This window comes from Sulfitobacter rhodophyticola, assembly GCF_041281685.2.
GTDB lineage: Bacteria > Pseudomonadota > Alphaproteobacteria > Rhodobacterales > Rhodobacteraceae > Sulfitobacter.
The window spans coordinates 2,437,398-2,456,991 of record NZ_CP166251.2; the positions used below are offsets into that span (position 1 = coordinate 2,437,398).

The 19,594-nt window shown below is 59.5% G+C and carries 19 protein-coding genes; 9 read left to right on the plus strand and 10 right to left on the minus strand.

Annotation, left to right across the window (positions count from 1 at the left end):
* The first annotated feature begins 91 nt into the window (after nt 1-91).
* Nucleotides 92-1,087, plus strand: a complete 996-nt coding sequence (locus tag AB4X18_RS12920) for a succinylglutamate desuccinylase/aspartoacylase family protein (protein WP_370400477.1) — start codon at nt 92-94, stop codon at nt 1,085-1,087.
* Nucleotides 1,088-1,090: 3 nt separating this feature from the next.
* Here AB4X18_RS12920 and AB4X18_RS12925 read toward each other — a convergent pair whose 3' ends face one another.
* From AB4X18_RS12925 to AB4X18_RS12945, 5 genes are all read right to left on the minus strand, one after another.
* Nucleotides 1,091-1,960, minus strand: a complete 870-nt coding sequence (locus AB4X18_RS12925; protein ID WP_370400478.1) for an amino acid ABC transporter permease — start codon at nt 1,958-1,960, stop codon at nt 1,091-1,093.
* A 59-nt stretch (nt 1,961-2,019) separates the two neighbouring features.
* Nucleotides 2,020-2,853: a transporter substrate-binding domain-containing protein gene (locus AB4X18_RS12930; RefSeq protein WP_432816670.1), complete on the minus strand. Its 834-nt coding sequence runs from the start codon at nt 2,851-2,853 to the stop codon at nt 2,020-2,022.
* A gap of 30 nt (nt 2,854-2,883) precedes the next feature.
* Nucleotides 2,884-3,702, minus strand: coding sequence for an amino acid ABC transporter permease (locus AB4X18_RS12935; protein ID WP_370400481.1), 819 nt, complete (start codon nt 3,700-3,702; stop codon nt 2,884-2,886).
* Nucleotides 3,702-4,448 (minus strand): amino acid ABC transporter ATP-binding protein, encoded by a 747-nt coding sequence (locus AB4X18_RS12940; RefSeq protein ID WP_432816671.1) that lies wholly within the window; start codon nt 4,446-4,448, stop codon nt 3,702-3,704. Before AB4X18_RS12940 ends, AB4X18_RS12935 begins: the two co-directional genes overlap by 1 nt.
* A gap of 201 nt (nt 4,449-4,649) precedes the next feature.
* Nucleotides 4,650-5,339 carry a UTRA domain-containing protein gene (locus tag AB4X18_RS12945; protein WP_370400482.1) on the minus strand — a complete coding sequence of 230 codons (690 nt, stop codon included), beginning with the start codon at nt 5,337-5,339 and terminating at the stop codon, nt 4,650-4,652.
* Between the two features lie 222 nt (nt 5,340-5,561).
* Here AB4X18_RS12945 and AB4X18_RS12950 point away from each other — a divergent pair, with 222 nt between their 5' ends.
* A complete protein-coding gene (locus AB4X18_RS12950) occupies nt 5,562-6,677 on the plus strand; it encodes a hypothetical protein (protein WP_370400483.1) in 1,116 nt (371 codons plus the stop codon).
* Here the strand turns inward: AB4X18_RS12950 and AB4X18_RS12955 are convergent.
* Nucleotides 6,674-7,591, minus strand: coding sequence for a LysR substrate-binding domain-containing protein (locus AB4X18_RS12955; protein ID WP_432816672.1), 918 nt, complete (start codon nt 7,589-7,591; stop codon nt 6,674-6,676). The two genes, AB4X18_RS12950 and AB4X18_RS12955, sit on opposite strands and share 4 nt — an antisense overlap.
* Before the next feature lie 15 nt (nt 7,592-7,606).
* Complete coding sequence (locus AB4X18_RS12960) at nt 7,607-8,971, minus strand: formimidoylglutamate deiminase (RefSeq protein ID WP_370400485.1); 1,365 nt, start codon at nt 8,969-8,971, stop codon at nt 7,607-7,609.
* Between the two features lie 151 nt (nt 8,972-9,122).
* On the opposite strand from AB4X18_RS12960, the gene hutI reads away from it, so the two are divergent.
* Genes hutI through AB4X18_RS12985 form a run of 5 tightly spaced genes read left to right on the plus strand, consistent with a single transcriptional unit; the run spans nt 9,123 to nt 15,353 of the window.
* The gene (hutI, locus tag AB4X18_RS12965; RefSeq protein WP_370400486.1) at nt 9,123-10,262 is read left to right on the plus strand and encodes an imidazolonepropionase; all 1,140 of its coding nucleotides are present in this window, start codon (nt 9,123-9,125) and stop codon (nt 10,260-10,262) included.
* 5 nt (nt 10,263-10,267) lie between these two features.
* Nucleotides 10,268-11,797 (plus strand): histidine ammonia-lyase, encoded by a 1,530-nt coding sequence (gene hutH / locus AB4X18_RS12970; protein ID WP_370400487.1) that lies wholly within the window; start codon nt 10,268-10,270, stop codon nt 11,795-11,797.
* Complete coding sequence (gene hutG / locus AB4X18_RS12975; RefSeq protein ID WP_370400488.1) at nt 11,794-12,597, plus strand: N-formylglutamate deformylase; 804 nt, start codon at nt 11,794-11,796, stop codon at nt 12,595-12,597. Before hutH ends, hutG begins: the two co-directional genes overlap by 4 nt.
* A gap of 11 nt (nt 12,598-12,608) precedes the next feature.
* Nucleotides 12,609-14,276 carry a urocanate hydratase gene (gene hutU / locus AB4X18_RS12980; RefSeq protein WP_370400489.1) on the plus strand — a complete coding sequence of 556 codons (1,668 nt, stop codon included), beginning with the start codon at nt 12,609-12,611 and terminating at the stop codon, nt 14,274-14,276.
* Nucleotides 14,277-14,327: 51 nt separating this feature from the next.
* The gene (locus AB4X18_RS12985; protein ID WP_370400490.1) at nt 14,328-15,353 is read left to right on the plus strand and encodes a Rieske 2Fe-2S domain-containing protein; all 1,026 of its coding nucleotides are present in this window, start codon (nt 14,328-14,330) and stop codon (nt 15,351-15,353) included.
* Here the strand turns inward: AB4X18_RS12985 and AB4X18_RS12990 are convergent.
* Complete coding sequence (locus AB4X18_RS12990) at nt 15,350-16,369, minus strand: amidohydrolase family protein (protein WP_370400491.1); 1,020 nt, start codon at nt 16,367-16,369, stop codon at nt 15,350-15,352. The two genes, AB4X18_RS12985 and AB4X18_RS12990, sit on opposite strands and share 4 nt — an antisense overlap.
* A gap of 86 nt (nt 16,370-16,455) precedes the next feature.
* Complete coding sequence (locus AB4X18_RS12995) at nt 16,456-17,223, minus strand: transporter substrate-binding domain-containing protein (RefSeq protein WP_370402624.1); 768 nt, start codon at nt 17,221-17,223, stop codon at nt 16,456-16,458.
* 124 nt (nt 17,224-17,347) lie between these two features.
* Between AB4X18_RS12995 and AB4X18_RS13000 the strand changes: the two genes are divergently transcribed.
* Nucleotides 17,348-18,091 carry an amino acid ABC transporter ATP-binding protein gene (locus AB4X18_RS13000; protein WP_370400492.1) on the plus strand — a complete coding sequence of 248 codons (744 nt, stop codon included), beginning with the start codon at nt 17,348-17,350 and terminating at the stop codon, nt 18,089-18,091.
* Between the two features lie 10 nt (nt 18,092-18,101).
* Nucleotides 18,102-18,863, plus strand: a complete 762-nt coding sequence (locus tag AB4X18_RS13005; protein ID WP_370400493.1) for an amino acid ABC transporter permease — start codon at nt 18,102-18,104, stop codon at nt 18,861-18,863.
* Here the strand turns inward: AB4X18_RS13005 and AB4X18_RS13010 are convergent, their stop codons facing one another.
* Nucleotides 18,864-19,589 (minus strand): creatininase family protein, encoded by a 726-nt coding sequence (locus AB4X18_RS13010; RefSeq protein WP_370400494.1) that lies wholly within the window; start codon nt 19,587-19,589, stop codon nt 18,864-18,866.
* Between the last annotated feature and the right edge of the window lie 5 nt (nt 19,590-19,594).

Sequence of the window (19,594 nt, forward strand, 5' to 3'; positions counted from 1 at the left end):
TTTCCAGTGTGATGACGCAATAGTACGTTTGGACCTTTCAGATGCAAGGCAGTAGATTGCCGCACCAGAACGTCCTCACAGGAACGGCTCCATGACAAAAAGCACTGTCACCGTCACGATTGATCTTGCCGCATCTGGTCGCCATGTGGGTGACTTGTGGGTGCGCTGGTCAGACAACTCCGTGCCACTGGGTGTGCACTCGGTGCCGATCATCAGCCTGCGGGGCGGTCCCGGGCCGGTCGTTTTGCTGATTGCGGGCACCCACGGGGACGAATTCGAAGGTCCCGCAGCGCTGATGCGGCTGGTGGCCGCGCTCAGCCCGCACGATCTGAGCGGGCAGATCATCGTCGTGCCGGGGTTGAATATGCCGGCCTTGCGCCAGACCGCGCGGGTGTCACCGTTGGATGGGGTGAACCTGAACCGCGCTTTCCCCGGCGATCCGATGGGCGGCGTCACCGATCAGATTGCGTATTTCGTCGAAACCGAATTGCTGCCACTCGCCGATGCCGCCGTTGATCTGCACGCAGGCGGACAGGCGTCCTTCTTTGCGCCCTGTACGCTGCCGACAAAAACACAGAACGCTGAGCTTTACGCCCGCAATCTGGAACTGGCCGAGGTCTTCGGTCTGCCCTTGATATGGGTCTTGGGAGGCTTCAACGACAGCCGCTCATTGAATTCAGCCGCAGAACGCGCGGGCGTGCCGATGATCGCGGCGGAACTTGGTGGGGGTGGTGGCGTGGACCCTGCCATCACCAATGCGACGGAAAAAGGTCTTTACAGGCTGTTGCGCCACCTTGGCGTGCTCAAAGGAGCCGTCCCCAAGGTCGTTACGCCCCGCAAAGTTGAAGTCACTGCCGCAGAACACAGCCTTTATGCACCCTCGGAAGGGCTTTTTGACCGTCATGCACAGGCTGGTCAGGACGTGGAAGCGGGAGACGTCGCAGGCACGCTTCATTTCGTGGCAGAGCCGCGCCGCCCGTCAGAGGTCATTCATTTTGGCCACGACGGGATGGTGCTTGCGCATACCAACCGCGGCTATGTGCAGCGGGGTGATATGTTGATGATCGTGGTGCAGGACGTGGATTGAGCCTTATCGCCGCTCAAGCCGTCGGAACAGCACCGACAAACCGAAACACACCACGAAATAGAACCCCGCCGCCGTCAGCCAGGCTTCGAAGATCAACCGGGTGGAGGCGACAAGCTCCACCGTCTTGAACGTCAGATCCGGGACCGAGATCAGCGATACAAGCGAACTGTCTTTCACGAGTGAGATGAACTGGTTTGCCAGAGGGGGCAAAACCTTGCGCAACGCCTGTGGCAGCACGATGTAGCGCAGTTCCTGAAAGTGGCTCATCCCGATGGAACGCGCCGCCTCGCGCTGGCCCTTTTCGACCGACTGAATGCCCGCGCGCACAATCTCACCGACGAAGGCGCTTTCAAACAGCGCCAACACGATAATCCCGGAAATCAGCGCCGGAAACCGCCGCATGTCCCCGAACAAAAAGGTCCAGACGGCGTTGCTGTCGCTTCGCGCAATCTCCCGCGCCCAGCGTTCCATGTTCATCGCCTGGATCAATTGCTCGGACAGGAAAAAGAAGAAGATGAAGATCACAACGACCGGCGGCACGTTGCGCAGAAATTCAAGGTATGTTCGCGCAAGCATGCGGATGGTCAGGTTCACCGAACAACGCGCAATCCCCAGAATGACGCCAAGGATCAACGCCAGAATACTGGCGTAGATGCTGATGCGAATGGTGGCGACAAGGCCCTGCACCAGCAGGTTCGCAACCCAGCGGTCCTCGCTTTCGCGGTAGCGGAACATGTAGTTGGGGATTTTTTCCCAGCGCCAGTCATAGTTCAGCGCGCCGCCAATGCGCAGCACGATGACCGCAGCAAATCCCACGATCACCGCCACGATGACGTAATCGAGCCAATGCAGGCGTTTGATCAGCTTACGCATTCGGGGCGGCTTTCATTGTGGCAAAAGGCGGGCCGCGAAGGCCCGCCCGAAAGGTCACATCATTCGGCGACGTCGTCTTTCCAATCGTCACCCCGGAACCAGTAATCGTGCCGCTCCTTCAACCAGCCTGTCCGGGTTTTCACCCCGATCCAGTTGTTGAAATAGTTCTCGGCATCCGGATCGCCCTTGCGGAAGGCAAAGGCTTCACCGCCGGCCTGAAAGGTTTCGTCAAACGGCACATAAAGCGTGTCTGAATACCGCCGTGCTTCCTCGGATGGTGTGGGCTCCGAGGCCATGGTGGCGTGCGCGTTCCCGTTCAGCACTTCTTGCGTTGATGCCCCGTCTTCATCGAACATCAGCAATTGCGCTTCTGGAAACATCGATTGAATGACGGCGACTGGGGTGGCACCCCGGCGCGCGGCGAAGGTCACATCGGGGCTGTTGTAGTCCTCAAGGGTGAAGCCTTCGGTCATGGCCCGGTTGGCCAGAATGGTCATCCCCGAATAGGCGTACGGATCAGAGAAAGCGACCGTCAGGTTCCGCTGCGGCGTGATCGACATGCCCGAAATGATCACGTCGAACTTGCCAGAGACCAGCGCGGGAATGATCCCGTCCCAGGAGGTCGGCACGAACTCCACTTCGACCCCCATGTCCTTGGCCAACTCGCGGCCCACGTCCAGTTCAAAACCAACAAGATCACCATCGAGGTTGCGCATCGACCATGGCCGGAAGATCGACAGGCCGATCTTGATCACACCGTTTTCCTTGATGGTTTCGATCACACTGTCGCTGGACAGGCCTTGCCGTGTCTGCTGTGCAGTGGCGGGCAGGGTCATTGCCAGGGCGGCGGCGGATGCCATAGCAAATGTTGCAAGGCGTCTGGTAAATGTCATTTGTCTTCTCCTTGTTGGGTTTCGTGTTAGTCAGTTTTGGACCGCGTATCGCTTTTCGAGCCGGGATACCCCGATGGACAGCGCCAGCGTGACGATCATGTAGACCGCTGCGATCGTGAACCAAATCTCGAAGCTCATGTAGGTGTCGGAGATCAGATTGCGGCCGATGGTCGTCAATTCCGCCACCGCGATGACGCTTACGATGGCTGAGCTTTTGATCAGGTGCACCACTTCCCCGGTCATCGGTGGCAGCATGAATTTCACAGACTGCGGCAGCACAATATATCGATAGGCTTGCGCCCGTGTCATGCCGATGGAGGTCGCCCCCTCCCATTGCCCCTTGGGCACCGCATTGATCCCGGCGCGAAAAATTTCGGAAATCAGCGCCGCGTGGAAAACCGCCAGACACAGGATGCTGGCCGTATACCGATCCAGCTGGAAGACCGGCCCGAGGACATAGTAAAACAGGTAAAGCAGCACCAGGATCGGCATGTTACGGACAAATTCCAGAAACGCGATGGCTACGGCAGTGCCGACGACCAGCCCCGACAGGCGCAGCAGCGCCACAAGCAGTCCCAGCACAGTCGCAAAGAAGAACGCCGTCACCGAAAGCTGGATCGTCTTTACGAGCCCGATCATGATCTCGCCCCATTGAAATCCATCGTCGGTCAGCGTGTAGAAATACTGCGGCATGCGGTACCACTGCCAGTTGTATCCCATTGTCTGCGCACCCGAATAGGCAAGCCAGACGATGCTGCCGATCACCGCCAGATACAGCGCGACTGATACCGGCACGGAATTCATGATGGCCCTGAACGACCTGCGGGATGCGGAGGAGGGGGACGCCATCAGTGTTCCAGTATCTGACTGAGGAACAGCTTGCAGCGCGCGCTGTCGGGATTGGTAAAGAACTTGTCAGGCGGTGATGTCTCCACGATCCGGCCCGCTTCCATGAAGACCATCTTGTCCGCGACCTTGCGGGCAAAGCCCATTTCATGCGTGACGCAGACCATGGTGATGCCCGTGCCGGCAAGCTCGACCATCACGTCGAGGACTTCGTTGATCATCTCCGGGTCGAGCGCAGACGTCGGCTCATCAAACAGCATGATCCGCGTCTCCATACACAATGACCGCGCAATGGCGACCCTTTGCTGCTGCCCCCCTGAAAGCTGTGCAGGATATTTGTCCGCCTGTTCGGGGATATGAACCCGATCAAGGTATTTGCGTGCCCGGTTTTCGGCTTCTGATTTGCTGATCCTTTGCACCTTCATCGGACCGATCGTGAGGTTTTCAAGAATGGTCAGATGAGGAAAAAGGTTGAATTGCTGAAACACCATACCGACTTCCTGACGCAGGGTGCGCAGGGATTTCGATCCCTCTTCCACCGTGATCCCGTCGATCACGATGGACCCCGCATCGTGAAACTCCAGGCCATTGAAACAACGGATCAAAGTCGATTTGCCCGATCCGGACGGCCCACAGATTACAACCCTTTCGCCGTGCTTGACTGACAGGTCGACCTCGGCCAGCGCCTGAAAGTCACCATAGAACTTGTCCACACCCGAGACAGAGATCATCTCTTCCCGCTGATCCATGCAAATTCGCCCCCCAAGCAGACATTTCGTCGATTATGTCTGCGTTTATTCCGTGATGGCAACAGGCTTTTGCCGCGCCGCAAAGCCGTTTTCCGTTAGACTAAAAAAGTAGCGCCGTTCCCTGAAAGGCGACCAAAATCTTCTCAGTTTGCCAATTCTCATCCATTCGTTTCGATCGTTCCGCGTCACTGAAGACTTTCATCAAAGTCGGCTTGTCATCTTGTAGCCGCGCGCGAAATAGAGCCTTGCGTAGGTGACGCTCAGCGCATTCAGCCAAGTGGTTCGCTCCACCGTGAACAGCGCATCCCCTGCCGCAGCGTTCAGGAAATCGGCAATCTCCCTCGTTGCGTTCAGGGCCGAAAACACCAACTCCCCTTCGGTGAAAGGAACCTTGCGAACCAGCCATTCGTTCGGCCCGACGTCCGCAAAGGTTTCGTTTTCGGCATCCGGTACGGCGGCAAGGTTGATCCAGCGGTCCTCCAGTTGATAGCCGTGGCTGTCTGCGTAATGCATGCAACGCAAATGCAGCACCTTCTGATGTCTGGGGATATTGATCTGCGCCTGAAGCCAGCCGGGTGCCGGGATGACCTGCCTGTCCACCAGAACGTAACGGTACGCGGCCCCGGTGCGTTCGATCTCCTCGCGGATCAGCGGGATTGCGAACTCGGCCTTCCGGCTGGGCGATGATTTGACACGGGTCCCCGCCTTGCGCTTGCGCTCCAATACGCCCTCATGCACCAGTTCGCGCATAGCCCTGTTCACGGTGGCCCGCGCGCAGCCAAATTCCTGTGCAAGCTCTATCTCGCCCGGAAGGTTCGCTCCGGGCGGCCAGACGTCCTTGCGGATGCGGTCCAGCACAATCGCCTTGATGTCATGATAGCTGGTGCGCACGTCCGGGATCGCCAACCGTTATTATGTATGTGGTTAACGGGAATAATGACGGGTTTAATGCGGTCCGACAAGGCGCTTCATAAGGTGTGCTAATGTATGCCGTTACGATCCCGCTATAGGTTCGGCGCGCCGTGTGAAGTTAATCTTTCAGCACCCCGCGTGCGCTCGCCCCGCATGCGGCAGCCGCGAAATGCGGTTAGGGGACGAACAAAGGACACTGCCGTGCACCACCAAGCGCTGAGCCCTCTTGAGCAGGGCGCCCGCAATCTGCTGCTCAACTGTGCGAACTGCCAGCCGGGGCAGACGGTCCTTTTCGTTCACGAGACGGAGAACGATGGATACTATGACCCTGAACTGTTGAATGTGCTTCGGGAAGCGGCGGTGAAACTGGGCCTTGTCACGCACCAGCACGCCGTCCCGATCGCGCGAGACGTGAGCGATCCGGACGCGGTTCTGTCCGCAAAGATGCACGCCTCTGATTGCACCGTCTTTCTGGCGCGCCTCGGTGATCAGATCCGCTTCCGAACAAAGGACGCGGCGCTGAACCAGATTATCAGCTACGCGCTGGACCGCGACATGTTGGCGTCTCCTTTCGGAACGTTGGACTATGCGGCGTTTGATGACTTGAAACACCTGATCAATGACGCCTTTGCGGGTGCCGAGGACATTCATGTGACCTGCCCGGCAGGTACGGATTTTCGCGGTGGAAAGGTCTATTTCCAGAGCCACGGCGCGGATGTGACGCGCAAGCGTTTTCCTGTCTCGGTTTTCACGCCCGTCCCTGCCAATAGGTTCTCGGGCCGGGTGGCACAACGCGGGTTCCTGACCGGCACTGGATCCAATTATTATTCCCCGTGGTCCTGCGGTCTTTCGGACACCCTGTTCGTAAATTTCGACGGCACCCACATCACCCGGTTCGACGGCAATGCAGACGATATTGCGGCAGCCACCGCGCATTACGAAAGCGTCGCGGCGCGCTACGGGCTTGATCCTTATTTCGTCCATTCCTGGCACGCGGGCATCCACCCCGGCTGCGCTTTCAAGGGCTTCGCCGGAAACCATATGGAACGATGGAGCGGCAGTGCCTTCGGCAATCCGCGCCTGCTGCATTTCCACACCTGCGGTGATTACCCACCGGGAGAGATTTCGTTGAATGTGCTGGACCCGACAGTGCGTCTTGACGGGGTTGCCGTCTGGGAAAACGGAATCCTGCACCCTGATCGCATCGCGGACGGTGCTGCATTGTTGTCCGCGCATCCGGAGATGGCCGCAGCATTCCGCAACCCCGCAACCGAGGTTGGTCAGGCACCCGGTGGCGAATTGCGACTGTACGCCTAGGAACCGCGCAAGCTCTTTGCAAAAGCACCCGCTTCGTCGTGAAGCCACTTTCGGAACGCCCCAACAGGTTTGGAAGACAGCGCCTCGTGGGTGCAAACAAACCAATAGGAAAACTGCGACTGAGCGAAATTGGGGAAGGGATACACCAGCCGCCCGTCTGCAATCGCGTCTGCAACCAGCGGACCGCGCCCCATCGCGATGCCCAACCCCTGCACAGCCGCCTGCACGACCATGTTGGCCTGGCCATAGGTGCGTGTGTGCGGAAAGGCGGGCAGCGATATGCCACACTCCTTTGCCCAGAAATCCCAGTTTGACGCTGCATCCGCCGTTTCCAGATCATCCTGCAGGATCGTATGGGCGGCCAGATCGCCGGGGCTTTTCAAGCTTTCGACAAGTGCTGGCGCACAGACGGGTGACATACGCTCCGTCATCAATTGCTCTGCGTGCAGGCCCGGAAATCCACCCGTGCTGTATGTGATGAAAACATCTGCTTCACCCAGTTCCGGATCGCGTGATTGCGGGTCGGTCGACAGGGACACAGGCACGTCCGGATTGGCATCGTCGAAATGCAGCAGACGTGGCAACAGCCACAAGAAGGCGAACCCCGGGGGGGATCCGACGACGATCCCCTTTGAACCTGATTTTGCAGTCCCACGCAGGTCGGCACATAGGCTTTCCACAAGGCCGAAACCGTCACGGGTTGCACGGGCCAAACGCTCTCCGGCTTCGGTCGGCAGTGTCTGACGGCTGCGACGGTTCAAAAGCCGCACCCCCAGCCAGTCCTCCAATTGCCGAATGTGTTGGCTGACCGCACTTTGGCTCACGTTCAGTTCCGTCGCCGCACGGCCGAAGCCGCGCAGACGCACAACGGCTTCCAACGTGCGCAACGCGTTATAGGGCAGGGTCTTGAGCATGGTCTTGCAGCGCCCTCAGTCCAGTTTCGCCATGAGCCCGGTCATGGCTGCACGATATTGGGACAGGATTTGATCCTGCGCAACGTGCCTTCCGGCCTGCACCTGATGCCGACCGGCGCACCAGACGTCCGTGATCAGGCGGCGGTCACCCGCAAATACGAACCCATCCAGGATCTGTTCGTCGCGCAACGCACAAAGCGCCGGTGCCGTGCTGTCAATCGCCAGCAGGTCCGCCCAATTCCCATCGGCCAATGCACCGCAATCCCGGCTCAAGGCCTGCGCCCCACCGCGCGCCGCAGCCAGATAGAGGCCTTGACCTGTTGACCCATTTTCGGTTGCCAAGACATTGCGCTGTTGATGAAAAAGCCGCTGTGCATACTCCATCATCCGTAATTCTTCCGACACGCTTATGTTGATGTTGGAATCGGTGCCCACCCCAAAGCGCCCGCCTGCATCCAGAAAGCTGCGCCCGTTAAAGACGCCATCGCCCAGATTTGCCTCCGTCACCGGACAAAGGCCGACAACGGCGCCGGTTTGCGCAAGGCGGTCGGTCTCGCCTTCAGTCATATGCGTGGCGTGGATCAGGCACCAGCGCGGGCCTACGGAATGATGCTCCAGGAGCCATTCGACGGGTCGGGCTCCCAGAACTGCGCTCACGTCTTCGACTTCCTTGCGCTGTTCCGCGATGTGCATATGTACCGGTCCGTCGGGATGGCGGGCGACGACCTCTGCCAGATCGGCCGGGGACGTCGCGCGCAAGGAATGGGGCGCAATGCCGACTTGCGTGTCGGCAGGCATGTCCCGGATCATGTCGTTGCAGCGCGCCACCAAACGGCTGAACGCATCCAGCGTATGGCCAAAGCGCAACTGCCCACCGTTCAACGGGCGCTCGCCCACATCGCCATAGGTGTAAAGCACCGGCAGATGGGTCAGGCCGATCCCGGTCTCCTGCGCGGCCTGCATGATCCGGGCAGAAAGCTCTGCTGGATCGTCATAAGCCGTCCCTCCCGCCGCATGATGGAGATAGTGAAACTCCCCCACGGCTGCGAAACCGGTCAGTTGCATCTCCATGAAGGCAAGGCTCGCGATGGCGCGGATCTGCTCCGGCGTGAGGTGATCAAGGAACCGATACATCAGCGCCCGCCAGGTCCAGAAATTTTCGCGCCCTTTCTGGCGGTATTCGGTCATCCCCGCCATGGCGCGCTGAAAGCTGTGGCTGTGCAGGTTAGACAGGGCGGGCAGCAGCGTATCCACACGAATATCGCCCGATTGGGGCGCGACGCCCGTGTCGATACCGGCAATCCTGCCCTGTGCGACGGTCAGCCTGACGTCCGATGCCCAGCCACTTTCAAGCGCCGCGCGCCTGGCAAAAACTTTCATATGCGTCTTCCAATATGAATGGACATAATAGTCTTACGAACATACAATTCAGCAGACAAGTTGAATCTCTGCCCGGACTCTCCTCTTGACCAGCTTCATACTCAAGAACTGCAACCTTGCTTGCCTTACCCCCGCTATGGCGCCTTACGGCATGACGGGTGAGGACACGATCGTGCTGATGGATGACATGATTGCGTGGGTGGGCCTGTTTGAAGACCTTCCCGTCGGCTACGAAGACGCACCGGTCAGCGATCTGGGGGGCAGACTGGTCACGCCCGGGCTGATTGATTGCCATACGCATCTGGTGTTCGCCGGAGACCGCGCGCAGGAATTTGAAATGCGCCTTCAGGGGGCGTCCTATGAAGAAGTGGCGCGCGCTGGGGGTGGGATCATCTCAACCGTGACGGCCACGCGCGAAACCTCGCAGGAAGGACTGGTAGAGGCCGCTTTGCCACGGCTGGACAGGCTGATTGCCGAAGGCGTTACCACGATCGAAATCAAATCCGGCTACGGACTCGATCATGACGTGGAGATGCGGATGCTAAGGGCAGCGCGGGACCTCGAACGTCTGCGTCCGATTGCGATCAAGACAACCTTTCTGGGTGCGCACGCCGTGCCGCCAGAATACGCCGACCGGGACGACGCCTATATCGACGATGTCTGCATTCCAACACTGCAAGCCGCCCATGCCGAAGGGGTGGTGGATGCCGTCGACGCTTTCTGCGAAGGCATTGCCTTTCAACCTGCGCAGGTCGCGCGGGTCTTCGATGCCGCCAAGGCGCTCGGTTTGCCTGTCAAAATTCATGCAGAGCAGCTTTCGAACCTCGGCGGTGCCGCGATGGCGGCGGATTACGGGGCCCTGTCCGCAGATCACATCGAATACATCGATCTGGAAGGGGTCACAGCCATGGCCGCAGCAGGCAGCGTTGCAGTCATCCTGCCGGGGGCGTATTATACCTTGCGCGAAACCCGCATGCCGCCCATCGCGCTCTTGCGGCAACATGGCGTGCCGATGGCGGTGGCGACGGATGCCAATCCGGGGTCTTCTCCGATGACCTCCATCCTGCTGGCGATGAACATGGCCGCAACCCTGTTTCGCATGACGCCGGAAGAAACCCTGATCGGGGTGACCCGCCATGCCGCGCAGGCTTTGGGCCTGCATGATCGGGGCATGATCCTGCCCGGTATGCGCGCTGATCTTGCGGTGTGGGACGTGCAAATCCCTGCCGAACTCAGTTACCGGATCGGCTTCAATCCCTTGTACAAGCGCATCTACGGAGGGCAGTTGTGACCGCCATGACACTGACACCCGGCGCGGTCACGTTGAGGGAACTGGCCGATGTCCTGCACGGCGAATTGCCGGTGGTGCTTGACCCCGCATGCAAATCCGCAGTTGACGCCGCCGCCGCGCGGGTGGCGCAGGCCGCGGCGGGGCAGGACGCCATCTATGGCGTGAACACCGGGTTTGGAAAGCTGGCAAGCATGAAGATCGCCAGTGCCCACACCGCACAGCTGCAGCGCAATCTTATCCTGTCGCATTGCTGTGGCGTGGGGGAGCCGATTTCGCGCGCCCATGCACGGCTGATCATGGTGTTGAAGCTGCTGTCGCTTGGTCGGGGGGCGTCCGGCGTGCGCTGGGAACTGATCGAGATGCTGCAGCAGATGCTGGAACGGGGTGTCACCCCCGTCATTCCCGCTCAAGGCTCCGTCGGCGCGTCCGGTGATCTGGCGCCCTTGGCGCATATGACGGCCGTGATTATTGGTGAGGGAACGGCAGAGTACAGCGGTGTGACCATGCCGGGCGGTGCCGCGCTTGACAAAGCGGGCCTTGCCCCCCTGCCGCTTGGCCCCAAGGAAGGGTTGGCCTTTATCAACGGCACGCAATTCTCCACTGCCTTTGCGCTGTCAGGGCTGTTCGCGGCTTGGGATGCTGCGCAATCCGCGCTGGTCACATCCGCCTTGTCAACCGATGCCATCATGGGCTCTACCGCGCCCCTGCAGCCCGAAATCCACGCCCTGCGCGGCCACCGCGGCCAGATCGAAGCGGCAGCGTTCATGCGCAAGCTGCTGGAAGGCTCGCACATTCGCGAAAGCCACCGCGAAGGGGACACCCGTGTGCAAGACCCCTATTGCATCCGCTGTCAGCCGCAGGTCACGGGCGCCGCGATGGACGTGCTGCGCCAAGCCGCCCAGACCCTGCAGATCGAAGCCAACGCCGCCACGGACAATCCTTTGATCCTGAGCAAGGCCGACATGATCGTATCGGGTGGTAACTTCCATGCGGAGCCTGTCGGCTTTGCCGCTGACATGATTGCGCTGGCGGTGTCAGAGCTGGGCGCCATCGCGCAGCGTCGCGTGGCGCTGATGGTCGACCCGACCCTATCTTTTGATCTGCCGCCGTTCCTGACCCCTGATCCCGGTCTCAACTCTGGCTACATGATCGCCGAGGTCACGACCGCCGCCCTGATGTCGGAGAACAAGCATCTGGCAACGCCCTGCGTCACCGACAGCACGCCCACGTCCGCCAATCAGGAAGATCACGTGTCCATGGCGGCGCATGGTGCCTACCGGCTCCAACGCATGGTGCGCAATCTGCACAGTATTCTGGGCGTCGAACTGCTGTGTGCGGCGCAAGGGATCGAATTTCGCGAACCCCTGGAAACAAGCGCCCCGCTGGCGGCCTGTATTGCGCGGCTGCGCGCGGATGTACCAGCGCTCAAGGAAGACCGTTTTCTTGCGCCCGATATCGAAGCGGCATCCGGCCTGATCCGGTCAGGGGCACTTTGCGATGCGGTTCGGCTTGATATGCCCGGTCTGGAGGCATGAGCGTCGTCGAAGTCATCTCGGGAACCAGCCCGGTCGTGCTGGCCCAACCCCATGGAGGCACCGATGTGCCGACGGATCTGATGGCGCGGCTGAACCCGGTGGGACAGGGCTTGTCCGACACCGATTGGCATATCGCCCGCCTTTATGATGGGTTGCTGGACGGTGCCACCATCGTGCGCGCGCATGTGCACCGCTATGTGATTGACGCAAACCGTGATCCGGCGGGGGCATCGCTCTACCCCGGTCAGAACACCACCACGCTTTGCCCGATTACGGATTTCGACGGCAAGCCGATATGGCTGCCCGGACAGGGCCCCTCCGCCGATGAGATCGACGCACGTCGGACCCGGTATCACGCGCCCTATCACGCCGCCCTTGCGGAGGAACTGGCGCGGGTCGAGGCACAGCATGGCGTTGCGATCTTGTATGACTGCCATTCCATCCGATCCGAGATCCCATTCCTGTTTGACGGAACATTGCCGGTCTTCAACATTGGTACCAACAGCGCCCAAAGCTGTGCGGCGTCCATCGAGGAAGCTGTCAGAAGCATTTGTGAGGCACGCAACGATTTCGATACGGTCGCGAATGGTCGCTTCAAGGGTGGCTGGACCACCCGTAACTACGGCCAGCCGAAGGCCGGGATCCACGCCATTCAGATGGAACTCGCGCAGCGCGCTTACATGCAGGAAACGCCACCGTGGCGCTATGCCCCTGACCGCGCCAACATCCTGCGACCGGTGCTGGCAGAAATCCTCACTCGCCTTGATCACCTCGCCCGCAGCGGCATCCTGAACGACTGAAGGAGTACGACATGCTCGATCGCAAGAACACACGTGACGTCTTTCCCCCCACGGGGCCGGAGCTGACCGCGAAAAGCTGGCAGACCGAAGCGCCTTTGCGCATGTTGATGAACAACCTGCACCCGGATGTGGCCGAAAACCCGCACGAACTGGTGGTCTATGGCGGCATCGGGCGCGCGGCGCGGTCCTGGTCGGATTTCGACACGATGGTCGCCACCCTCAAGGACATCGAGGATGACGAGACGATGATCGTCCAATCCGGTCGGCCCGTGGCCGTGATCAAGACCCACGCGGACGCGCCGCGTGTGCTGATTGCCAATTCAAACCTCGTGCCGCATTGGGCGACTTGGGATCATTTCAACGACCTCGATAAGAAGGGGTTGATGATGTACGGCCAGATGACGGCTGGTTCATGGATTTATATCGGCTCTCAGGGGATCGTTCAGGGCACCTATGAGACGTTTGCCGAAGCAGGCCGTCAGCATTATGATGGCGATCTGACCGGCAAATGGATCCTCACGGGCGGCTTGGGCGGCATGGGCGGCGCGCAACCGCTGGCGGCGGTGATGGCCGGGGCGTGCTGTCTGGCGGTTGAGTGCAACCCGGAGTCCATCGATTTCCGGCTGCGCACGGGATATGTAGATGAACGCGCCGACACGCTCGATGCCGCACTTGAGTTGATCAATCGATGGACAGCGGCAGGAGAGGCAAAATCGGTGGGCCTTTTGGGCAATGCGGCCGATGTCTTTCCCGAATTGGTCAAGCGCGGCGTGCGGCCTGACATCGTCACCGACCAGACCTCCGCCCATGATCCGACCAACGGGTATCTGCCGCAGGGATGGGGTCTGGCGGAGTGGCGCGACAAACGCGAAAGCGATCCCAAGGCGGTGGAGGCTGCCGCCCGTGCCTCTATGAAGATCCACGTCAAGGCGATGTGCGACTTCCACGCGGCAGGCGTGCCAACACTGGATTACGGCAACAACATCCGGCAGGTCGCGCTGGAAGAGGGGTTGATGAACGCCTTCGACTTCCCCGGTTTTGTGCCCGCCTACATCCGGCCACTGTTCTGCCGGGGCATTGGTCCATTCCGCTGGGCAGCCCTTTCGGGCGATCCGGAGGATATCTACAAGACCGACGCCAAGGTGAAGGAACTGGTGGACGATCCGCACCTGCACAACTGGCTCGACATGGCGCGGGAGCGGATCAGCTTTCAGGGCCTGCCTGCGCGCATCTGTTGGGTCGGCCTTGGCGTCCGGCACAAGCTCGGGCTGGCGTTCAACGAGATGGTGAAGACCGGCGAACTGTCTGCGCCCGTAGTGATCGGGCGCGACCACCTCGACAGCGGATCGGTTGCTTCGCCCAATCGGGAAACGGAAGCGATGAAAGACGGCTCCGATGCGGTGTCCGACTGGCCGTTGCTGAATGCAATGATCAACACGGCATCCGGTGCCACGTGGGTGTCACTGCACCACGGGGGCGGTGTCGGCATGGGGTTCAGCCAGCACGCGGGCATGGTCATATGTGCGGATGGCACCGATGAAGCGGCCGCGCGGTTGGAGCGGGTGTTGTGGAACGACCCGGCATCGGGCGTCTGGCGGCATGCGGATGCGGGATATGAGGACGCTGTGGCATGTGCGCGCGAACAGGGTCTTCGGTTGCCAACGATTCTGGGCAATTGATCGGGGTCGCGCTACACCGATCATATTGATGTAAAGCACGAGGGTTCAGGCATGTTTCTACGCAATTGCTGGTACGTCGCGGGGTGGAGCAAGGATTACGAACACAAGCTCAAGCCGCAAATGCTGCTGGGGGAGGAGATCGTTTTCTATCGCCAGTCGGATGGCACGCCCGTCGCCCTTGAGGATGCTTGCCCGCACCGCAAACTGCCCCTGTCCATGGGTGCGATCGAAAATGACCATGTAGTGTGCGGCTATCATGGGCTGACCTTTGATTGTACCGGCACCTGCATCGACAGCCCCACACAACGTGGAATGACCCCACGCCGCGCGGTGGTGCGGTCTTACCCGGTTGTGGACCGCTACCGATTGCTTTGGATCTGGATGGGTGACCCGGACAAGGCGAACCCGGATGAAATTTTCGAGATTGAAAATTTCGACAATCCCGATTGGGGCTATACGGATGGCGGCATGCTGCCCATCGCGTGCAATTATCTGTGGGTGGTCGACAACCTTCTGGACCCCAGCCATGTGGCCTGGGTCCATGTCACCTCCTTCGCGGGGGCAGGTACAGATGACGCGCCGCTCGACATGGAAAAAACCGACCGCGGCGTGATCGTCTCGCGCTGGATCTACGATCAGCCTGCGTCGCCCTATTACAAGGACCTTGTGCGGTTTGAAGGCAATTGCGACCGCAAGCAGCACTACGAGATGTGCGTGCCTGCCATTGCGCTGAACAAATCCATCTACACGCCAGTCGGCACCGGCGGACCGGACAAGCCAGAGGTGGACGATACCTACGTCAACATCTCCTACAACTTCATGACCCCGGTGGACGAAAAGAATACGCAATACATCTGGTTCCAGCACCGCAACACTGACCCGCAAGACAAGGCAATTTCGGAAAAGATGAACGCGGGCGCTGTCATGGCCTTCAATGAGGACAAGGAGATCCTGGAAGCTGTTCAGCGTGGCATGGACAAGATGGCCACACCGAACATCGATCTGGGGCTGGACCTTGGGGCCAAGACCTTCCGGCGCAAACTGCAGCAACTGATTGATGCAGAGCAGGCGGTCTAAAGCGCCGCCTGTCGCAGGAGTTCGAGCCTTTTGAAGAGCGCGTCGGCGGTCTTCCACGTGACCTGCGCTTTTTCATCTTCGCTGAGGTCAGCAGGCACGACTGCATGGGCATAAGGATCGTCTTTGAAGATCGGATAATCTGATCCCAGCATGATCCGGTCCGCCCCCAGCACCTTGACCGCAGCCTCCAACGCCCGAGGGCCTAGTGACGCGCAGTCATACCACAGACGCCGCAAACGATCGGTAGGGAAAGGTGCATCCGGGTTGCGGTGCCGCGCGATACTTTCGATCCGCTCGAAGATGAACGGCAGGGTGCCGCCAAGATTGACCACTTGAAAGCTGACGTTCGGATATTCCTCCAGCATATCGGACAGGATCACCGTAAGCGCGACCTGCGCGGCACTGGATTGCAGATCAATGGCGGACAGGCGGTATTGCACAAAATCGGCGGGCAAGGGTGGCGGTTCCTGCCCGACCTTCAAACCCGGGTGCAGCATGATGTGACAGCCATATTCGTTTGCAGCTTCAAGCAGGGGCGCCAGCATGGCGGCTTCTTCAAGCGAATTGAAATAGTTTGACGGCAGGATGATCCCCGGCAGACCCAGATCGCGGCGGATGCGTAGAACCTCCGCGCAGGCGATGTCCATGTCATCCAAAGGCACCCCCGCCAACCCGATCAACGCGCCGTCCGTCTCCGCACCCAACTGCGCGAGGTGATCGTTATAGGCTGATATGGCGGACGCAATTTCCTCCGCAGGCAAAAGGTCCACGCCAAGGGCACCGGGAAACGTAAGCAAGCGATGGGTCAACCCAGCGACTTGCATCTCGGCCAACCCGACGCGGTGGTCGTGATAATGTTCAGTGAATGGAAACTCCCCGTTCATCGCGACCATGACCGTCACGCCATCCTCGCGGGTGCGCAAATAGGGGCGCGTGCTGCGCGCCCGCAGCGTATCGACCAAACCGCCTCCGTAATAGTGGGCGTGCATGTCGATGCGGCTGTGTTTATCGATCATCACTGGCTCCGTTCGGGGGCTCAAAGAAAGAAGGCGACGCTCATCCGAACGCCGCCTTCTGTCTCAAGCCGTATCAAAGGAAGGTATCAGAGACCCCATTTGATCGCTGTCGCCTCAAAAAACCCTTGGGCCTTCTTCAACTCGATCCAGCTGTTCACGTAGTTGATCCAGACCTGATCGGTCTGCGGGAGCAGCATCGCGATGGGCGTTGGTGCGCGGGCTTCTTCCACGTCGATCTGGCGCACGTTGGGGAATTTCTCCAGCAATGTTGCGCCTTCGATGTTGGAGGTGATGAACACGTCCGCGCGGCCGGAAAGCACTTCCTGGAAACCGCGTGCAGGGGCTTCAACGACAACGATATCGGCATCCGGGAACCACAGTTTGACGTTCTTTTCAAACGTTGTGCCCAGTGTCGTGGCGACCTTCACGTCGCCCTTGTTGATTGAATCCCACCCGCTGAAGCGATCCGCCTTGTCTTCGGTGGTGAAGGGATAGATCTCAACGAAAATGTAGCTGTCGGAATACCCGGCAGCCTTCAACCGTGCCGGGCTGATGGAGGCGGAACCGGTCATGTGATAGTTGCCAGCCACAACGCCGTTCACCAGTGTTTTCCAGTCCGTCGGCACCATCTCAAGCTCAACCCCAAGATCGGCGGCAAGCTGTGTCATGACGTCGATGTCATAGCCCACATATGAATTGGTGGCCGGATCGCGGACCGACATGGGGTTCCAATCGCCTGTCGTGCCGACTTTCAGCACTCCGCCGCTCAGGATTTCGTTCAGTGCTGATTGGGCCATTACGGGCATCGCACCCAGTGACATGGCAAAAGCGGCAGCAATGCCTAAGGTCTTCATAAGTCTCATGTATCATCCCCATTGATGGTGTTGTCGTCGTTATGTCTGAACAACAATTTTTTTGTATAGTTCTATTCCAAAAGCAAGTAGCAATGAACCTAACCAGAATTCTAGGGATGGGTCCATGTCGGTAAGCGGTCCAGCGATTGAGATTTCCGCGCTGAACAAGTGGTACGACGACTACCATGCGCTCAAGGACATCGACTTACAAGTTGCCCATGGTGAACGTATTGTGATTTGCGGCCCTTCCGGGTCTGGAAAATCCACACTGATCCGCTGTGTGAATTCGCTTGAGCAGCATAATTCCGGCAAGATCGTCGTGGACGGGATAGAGATGCGCGATGCCGCATCCATCAATGTAATCCGGTCCGAAGTCGGCATGGTCTTTCAGCAGTTCAACTTGTTTCCGCATCTGACCATTCTGCAAAACCTCACGCTTGGCCCTATGAAGGCGCGTGGCCTGTCCAAGGCAGATGCGGAAGCGCGCGCGATGAAGTATCTTGAACGGGTGCGCATCCCTGACCAAGCCCACAAGAAACCAAGTGGCCTGTCGGGCGGTCAGCAACAGCGCGTGGCGATCGCCCGATCTTTGTGCATGGAACCCAAGATCATGCTGTTTGATGAACCTACATCCGCGCTTGATCCGGAAATGATCTCCGAGGTGCTGGACGTGATCGTTGATCTTGCGGAAAGCGGCATGACGATGATCTGCGTGACGCACGAGATGGGATTCGCCCGACGTGCCGCCGACCGGATGATCTTCATGGACCACGGCGAGATCATCGAACGGGGCACGCCCGAGCAATTCTTCGACGCGCCCAAAACGGAACGCTGCAAGCTGTTCCTCAGCCAGATCTTGCACCACTGAGGGGCAGCACATGAAAATCCTTGCATTGCTGTCCATCTTTCTGCTGCTCACGGGGTGTTCAGCCGCCTCAGGCACCTGGGGCTGGTATGTCATTGACCCCACAACCGCTGGCGGGATGGCAAATATCAAATTCCTGCTGAACGGGTTTGGTGCAACAATCCTGCTGTCGATCATTGCAGCGGTCTTGTCGATGATCATCGGCCTGATGGTGGCCTTGCCCGGCATGTCGACAAACCGCTGGGTGCGGCTGCCATCGCGCGTGTATATCGAATTTGTTCGCGCCATCCCGCTGCTGCCGATGCTGTTTTGGGTGTTCTACGGTTTGCCCGTGGTGTTGAAGTCCATGGGGTTCAACGTCAGCATTGACGCGTTCTGGGGCGCGATTATCACGCTGGCCATCTCCGACAGCGCGTTCACGGCGGAAATCTACCGCTCAGGCATTCAATCAATCGACAAGGGGCAGACAGAAGCGGCGAAGACCGTGGGCCTCAACTACCGACAGACCATGCGCTATGTGATCCTGCCGCAGGCGATCAAACGTATCCTGCCTCCCTTGGCGAACCAGTTCATCTATATCGTGAAGATGTCTGCCTTTGCGTCCGTGATCGGGATGCAGGAACTGACCCGGCGGGCGAATGAACTGGTGGTCACCGAATACCGCCCGCTGGAAATCTATACGCTGCTGATCTTCGAATATCTGGTTCTGGTCCTGATCATCAGCTTCTTTGTCCGCTGGCTTGAACGGAAGATGGGTTCGGACGAAAGCCGGTAATCAGCCGACAAAGGTCTGATAATCCGCCGCGACGGCCTCTGCCGCTGCCTTCAGCAATGCCGCCCCGTGTTCCGGCCTTGCCAGCGCCGAATGTGACCCCACACGACCATCCGGGAAATCACGTCGGTGATCCTCGGGCGGTCCATGTCTGTCACCCGCATGGGCCTGAATGTACTCTGGCGACAGCTTGCGCGGGGCCGGCAGGCCGGGGTCCGCAATCACCCGGTGGGTATGCTGGGTGATGGAAACTTCGGACGGTGTGGCGTGCATCCCTTCCCAATCGCCGTACCAGTCCTCCCGCAGCGCGTTCACGGCATCGAAATCCCACCAGCTACGCAGGCGTACCTGCGCGTCGACGCCGCTTGCGGCTTGTGCGAGCGGCGCAAGATTGGCGCCATGGCCGTTAAGGACATAAATCCGCGAAAACCCATGGTGCGCCAGGCCCGCCATCACCTGACGTGCAAGTTCCGTGTAAAGCGTCACATCCAGCGACACGGTGCCCGGAAAACCCATATTGAAAGGCGCGGGCGCATAGGCCAGTTCCGGTGCGACAACCGCGCCGCAATGATCCGCCGCGGTCCATGCCACCTCCCGTGCGCAGATCGCATCCGTCCCGATCAATCCAAGGGGGCCATGCTGTTCAACCGAACCGGTGGGCAGAATGACCCCCCGGTTCCTTGAGAGGTAGGCTTCGACCTCGATCCATGTCATCGTCTCAAGTCTCATGCCGC

What these genes read in the sequence shown, in the direction of transcription:
- hutI (WP_370400486.1), top strand. Translation starts at nt 9,123, where the DNA reads ATGACGGGTGAGGACACGATCGTGCTGATGGATGACATGATTGCGTGG.
- AB4X18_RS12940 (WP_432816671.1), bottom strand. Translation starts at nt 4,448, where the DNA reads ATGGATCAGCGGGAAGAGATGATCTCTGTCTCGGGTGTGGACAAGTTC.
- AB4X18_RS12935 (WP_370400481.1), bottom strand. Translation starts at nt 3,702, where the DNA reads ATGGCGTCCCCCTCCTCCGCATCCCGCAGGTCGTTCAGGGCCATCATG.
- AB4X18_RS12960 (WP_370400485.1), bottom strand. Translation starts at nt 8,971, where the DNA reads ATGAAAGTTTTTGCCAGGCGCGCGGCGCTTGAAAGTGGCTGGGCATCG.
- AB4X18_RS12955 (WP_432816672.1), bottom strand. Translation starts at nt 7,591, where the DNA reads ATGCTCAAGACCCTGCCCTATAACGCGTTGCGCACGTTGGAAGCCGTT.
- AB4X18_RS12985 (WP_370400490.1), top strand. Translation starts at nt 14,328, where the DNA reads ATGTTTCTACGCAATTGCTGGTACGTCGCGGGGTGGAGCAAGGATTAC.
- hutH (WP_370400487.1), top strand. Translation starts at nt 10,268, where the DNA reads ATGACACTGACACCCGGCGCGGTCACGTTGAGGGAACTGGCCGATGTC.
- hutU (WP_370400489.1), top strand. Translation starts at nt 12,609, where the DNA reads ATGCTCGATCGCAAGAACACACGTGACGTCTTTCCCCCCACGGGGCCG.
- AB4X18_RS12925 (WP_370400478.1), bottom strand. Translation starts at nt 1,960, where the DNA reads ATGCGTAAGCTGATCAAACGCCTGCATTGGCTCGATTACGTCATCGTG.
- AB4X18_RS12990 (WP_370400491.1), bottom strand. Translation starts at nt 16,369, where the DNA reads ATGATCGATAAACACAGCCGCATCGACATGCACGCCCACTATTACGGA.
- AB4X18_RS12930 (WP_432816670.1), bottom strand. Translation starts at nt 2,853, where the DNA reads ATGACATTTACCAGACGCCTTGCAACATTTGCTATGGCATCCGCCGCC.
- hutG (WP_370400488.1), top strand. Translation starts at nt 11,794, where the DNA reads ATGAGCGTCGTCGAAGTCATCTCGGGAACCAGCCCGGTCGTGCTGGCC.
- AB4X18_RS13000 (WP_370400492.1), top strand. Translation starts at nt 17,348, where the DNA reads ATGTCGGTAAGCGGTCCAGCGATTGAGATTTCCGCGCTGAACAAGTGG.
- AB4X18_RS12995 (WP_370402624.1), bottom strand. Translation starts at nt 17,223, where the DNA reads ATGAAGACCTTAGGCATTGCTGCCGCTTTTGCCATGTCACTGGGTGCG.
- AB4X18_RS13005 (WP_370400493.1), top strand. Translation starts at nt 18,102, where the DNA reads ATGAAAATCCTTGCATTGCTGTCCATCTTTCTGCTGCTCACGGGGTGT.
- AB4X18_RS12920 (WP_370400477.1), top strand. Translation starts at nt 92, where the DNA reads ATGACAAAAAGCACTGTCACCGTCACGATTGATCTTGCCGCATCTGGT.
- AB4X18_RS13010 (WP_370400494.1), bottom strand. Translation starts at nt 19,589, where the DNA reads ATGAGACTTGAGACGATGACATGGATCGAGGTCGAAGCCTACCTCTCA.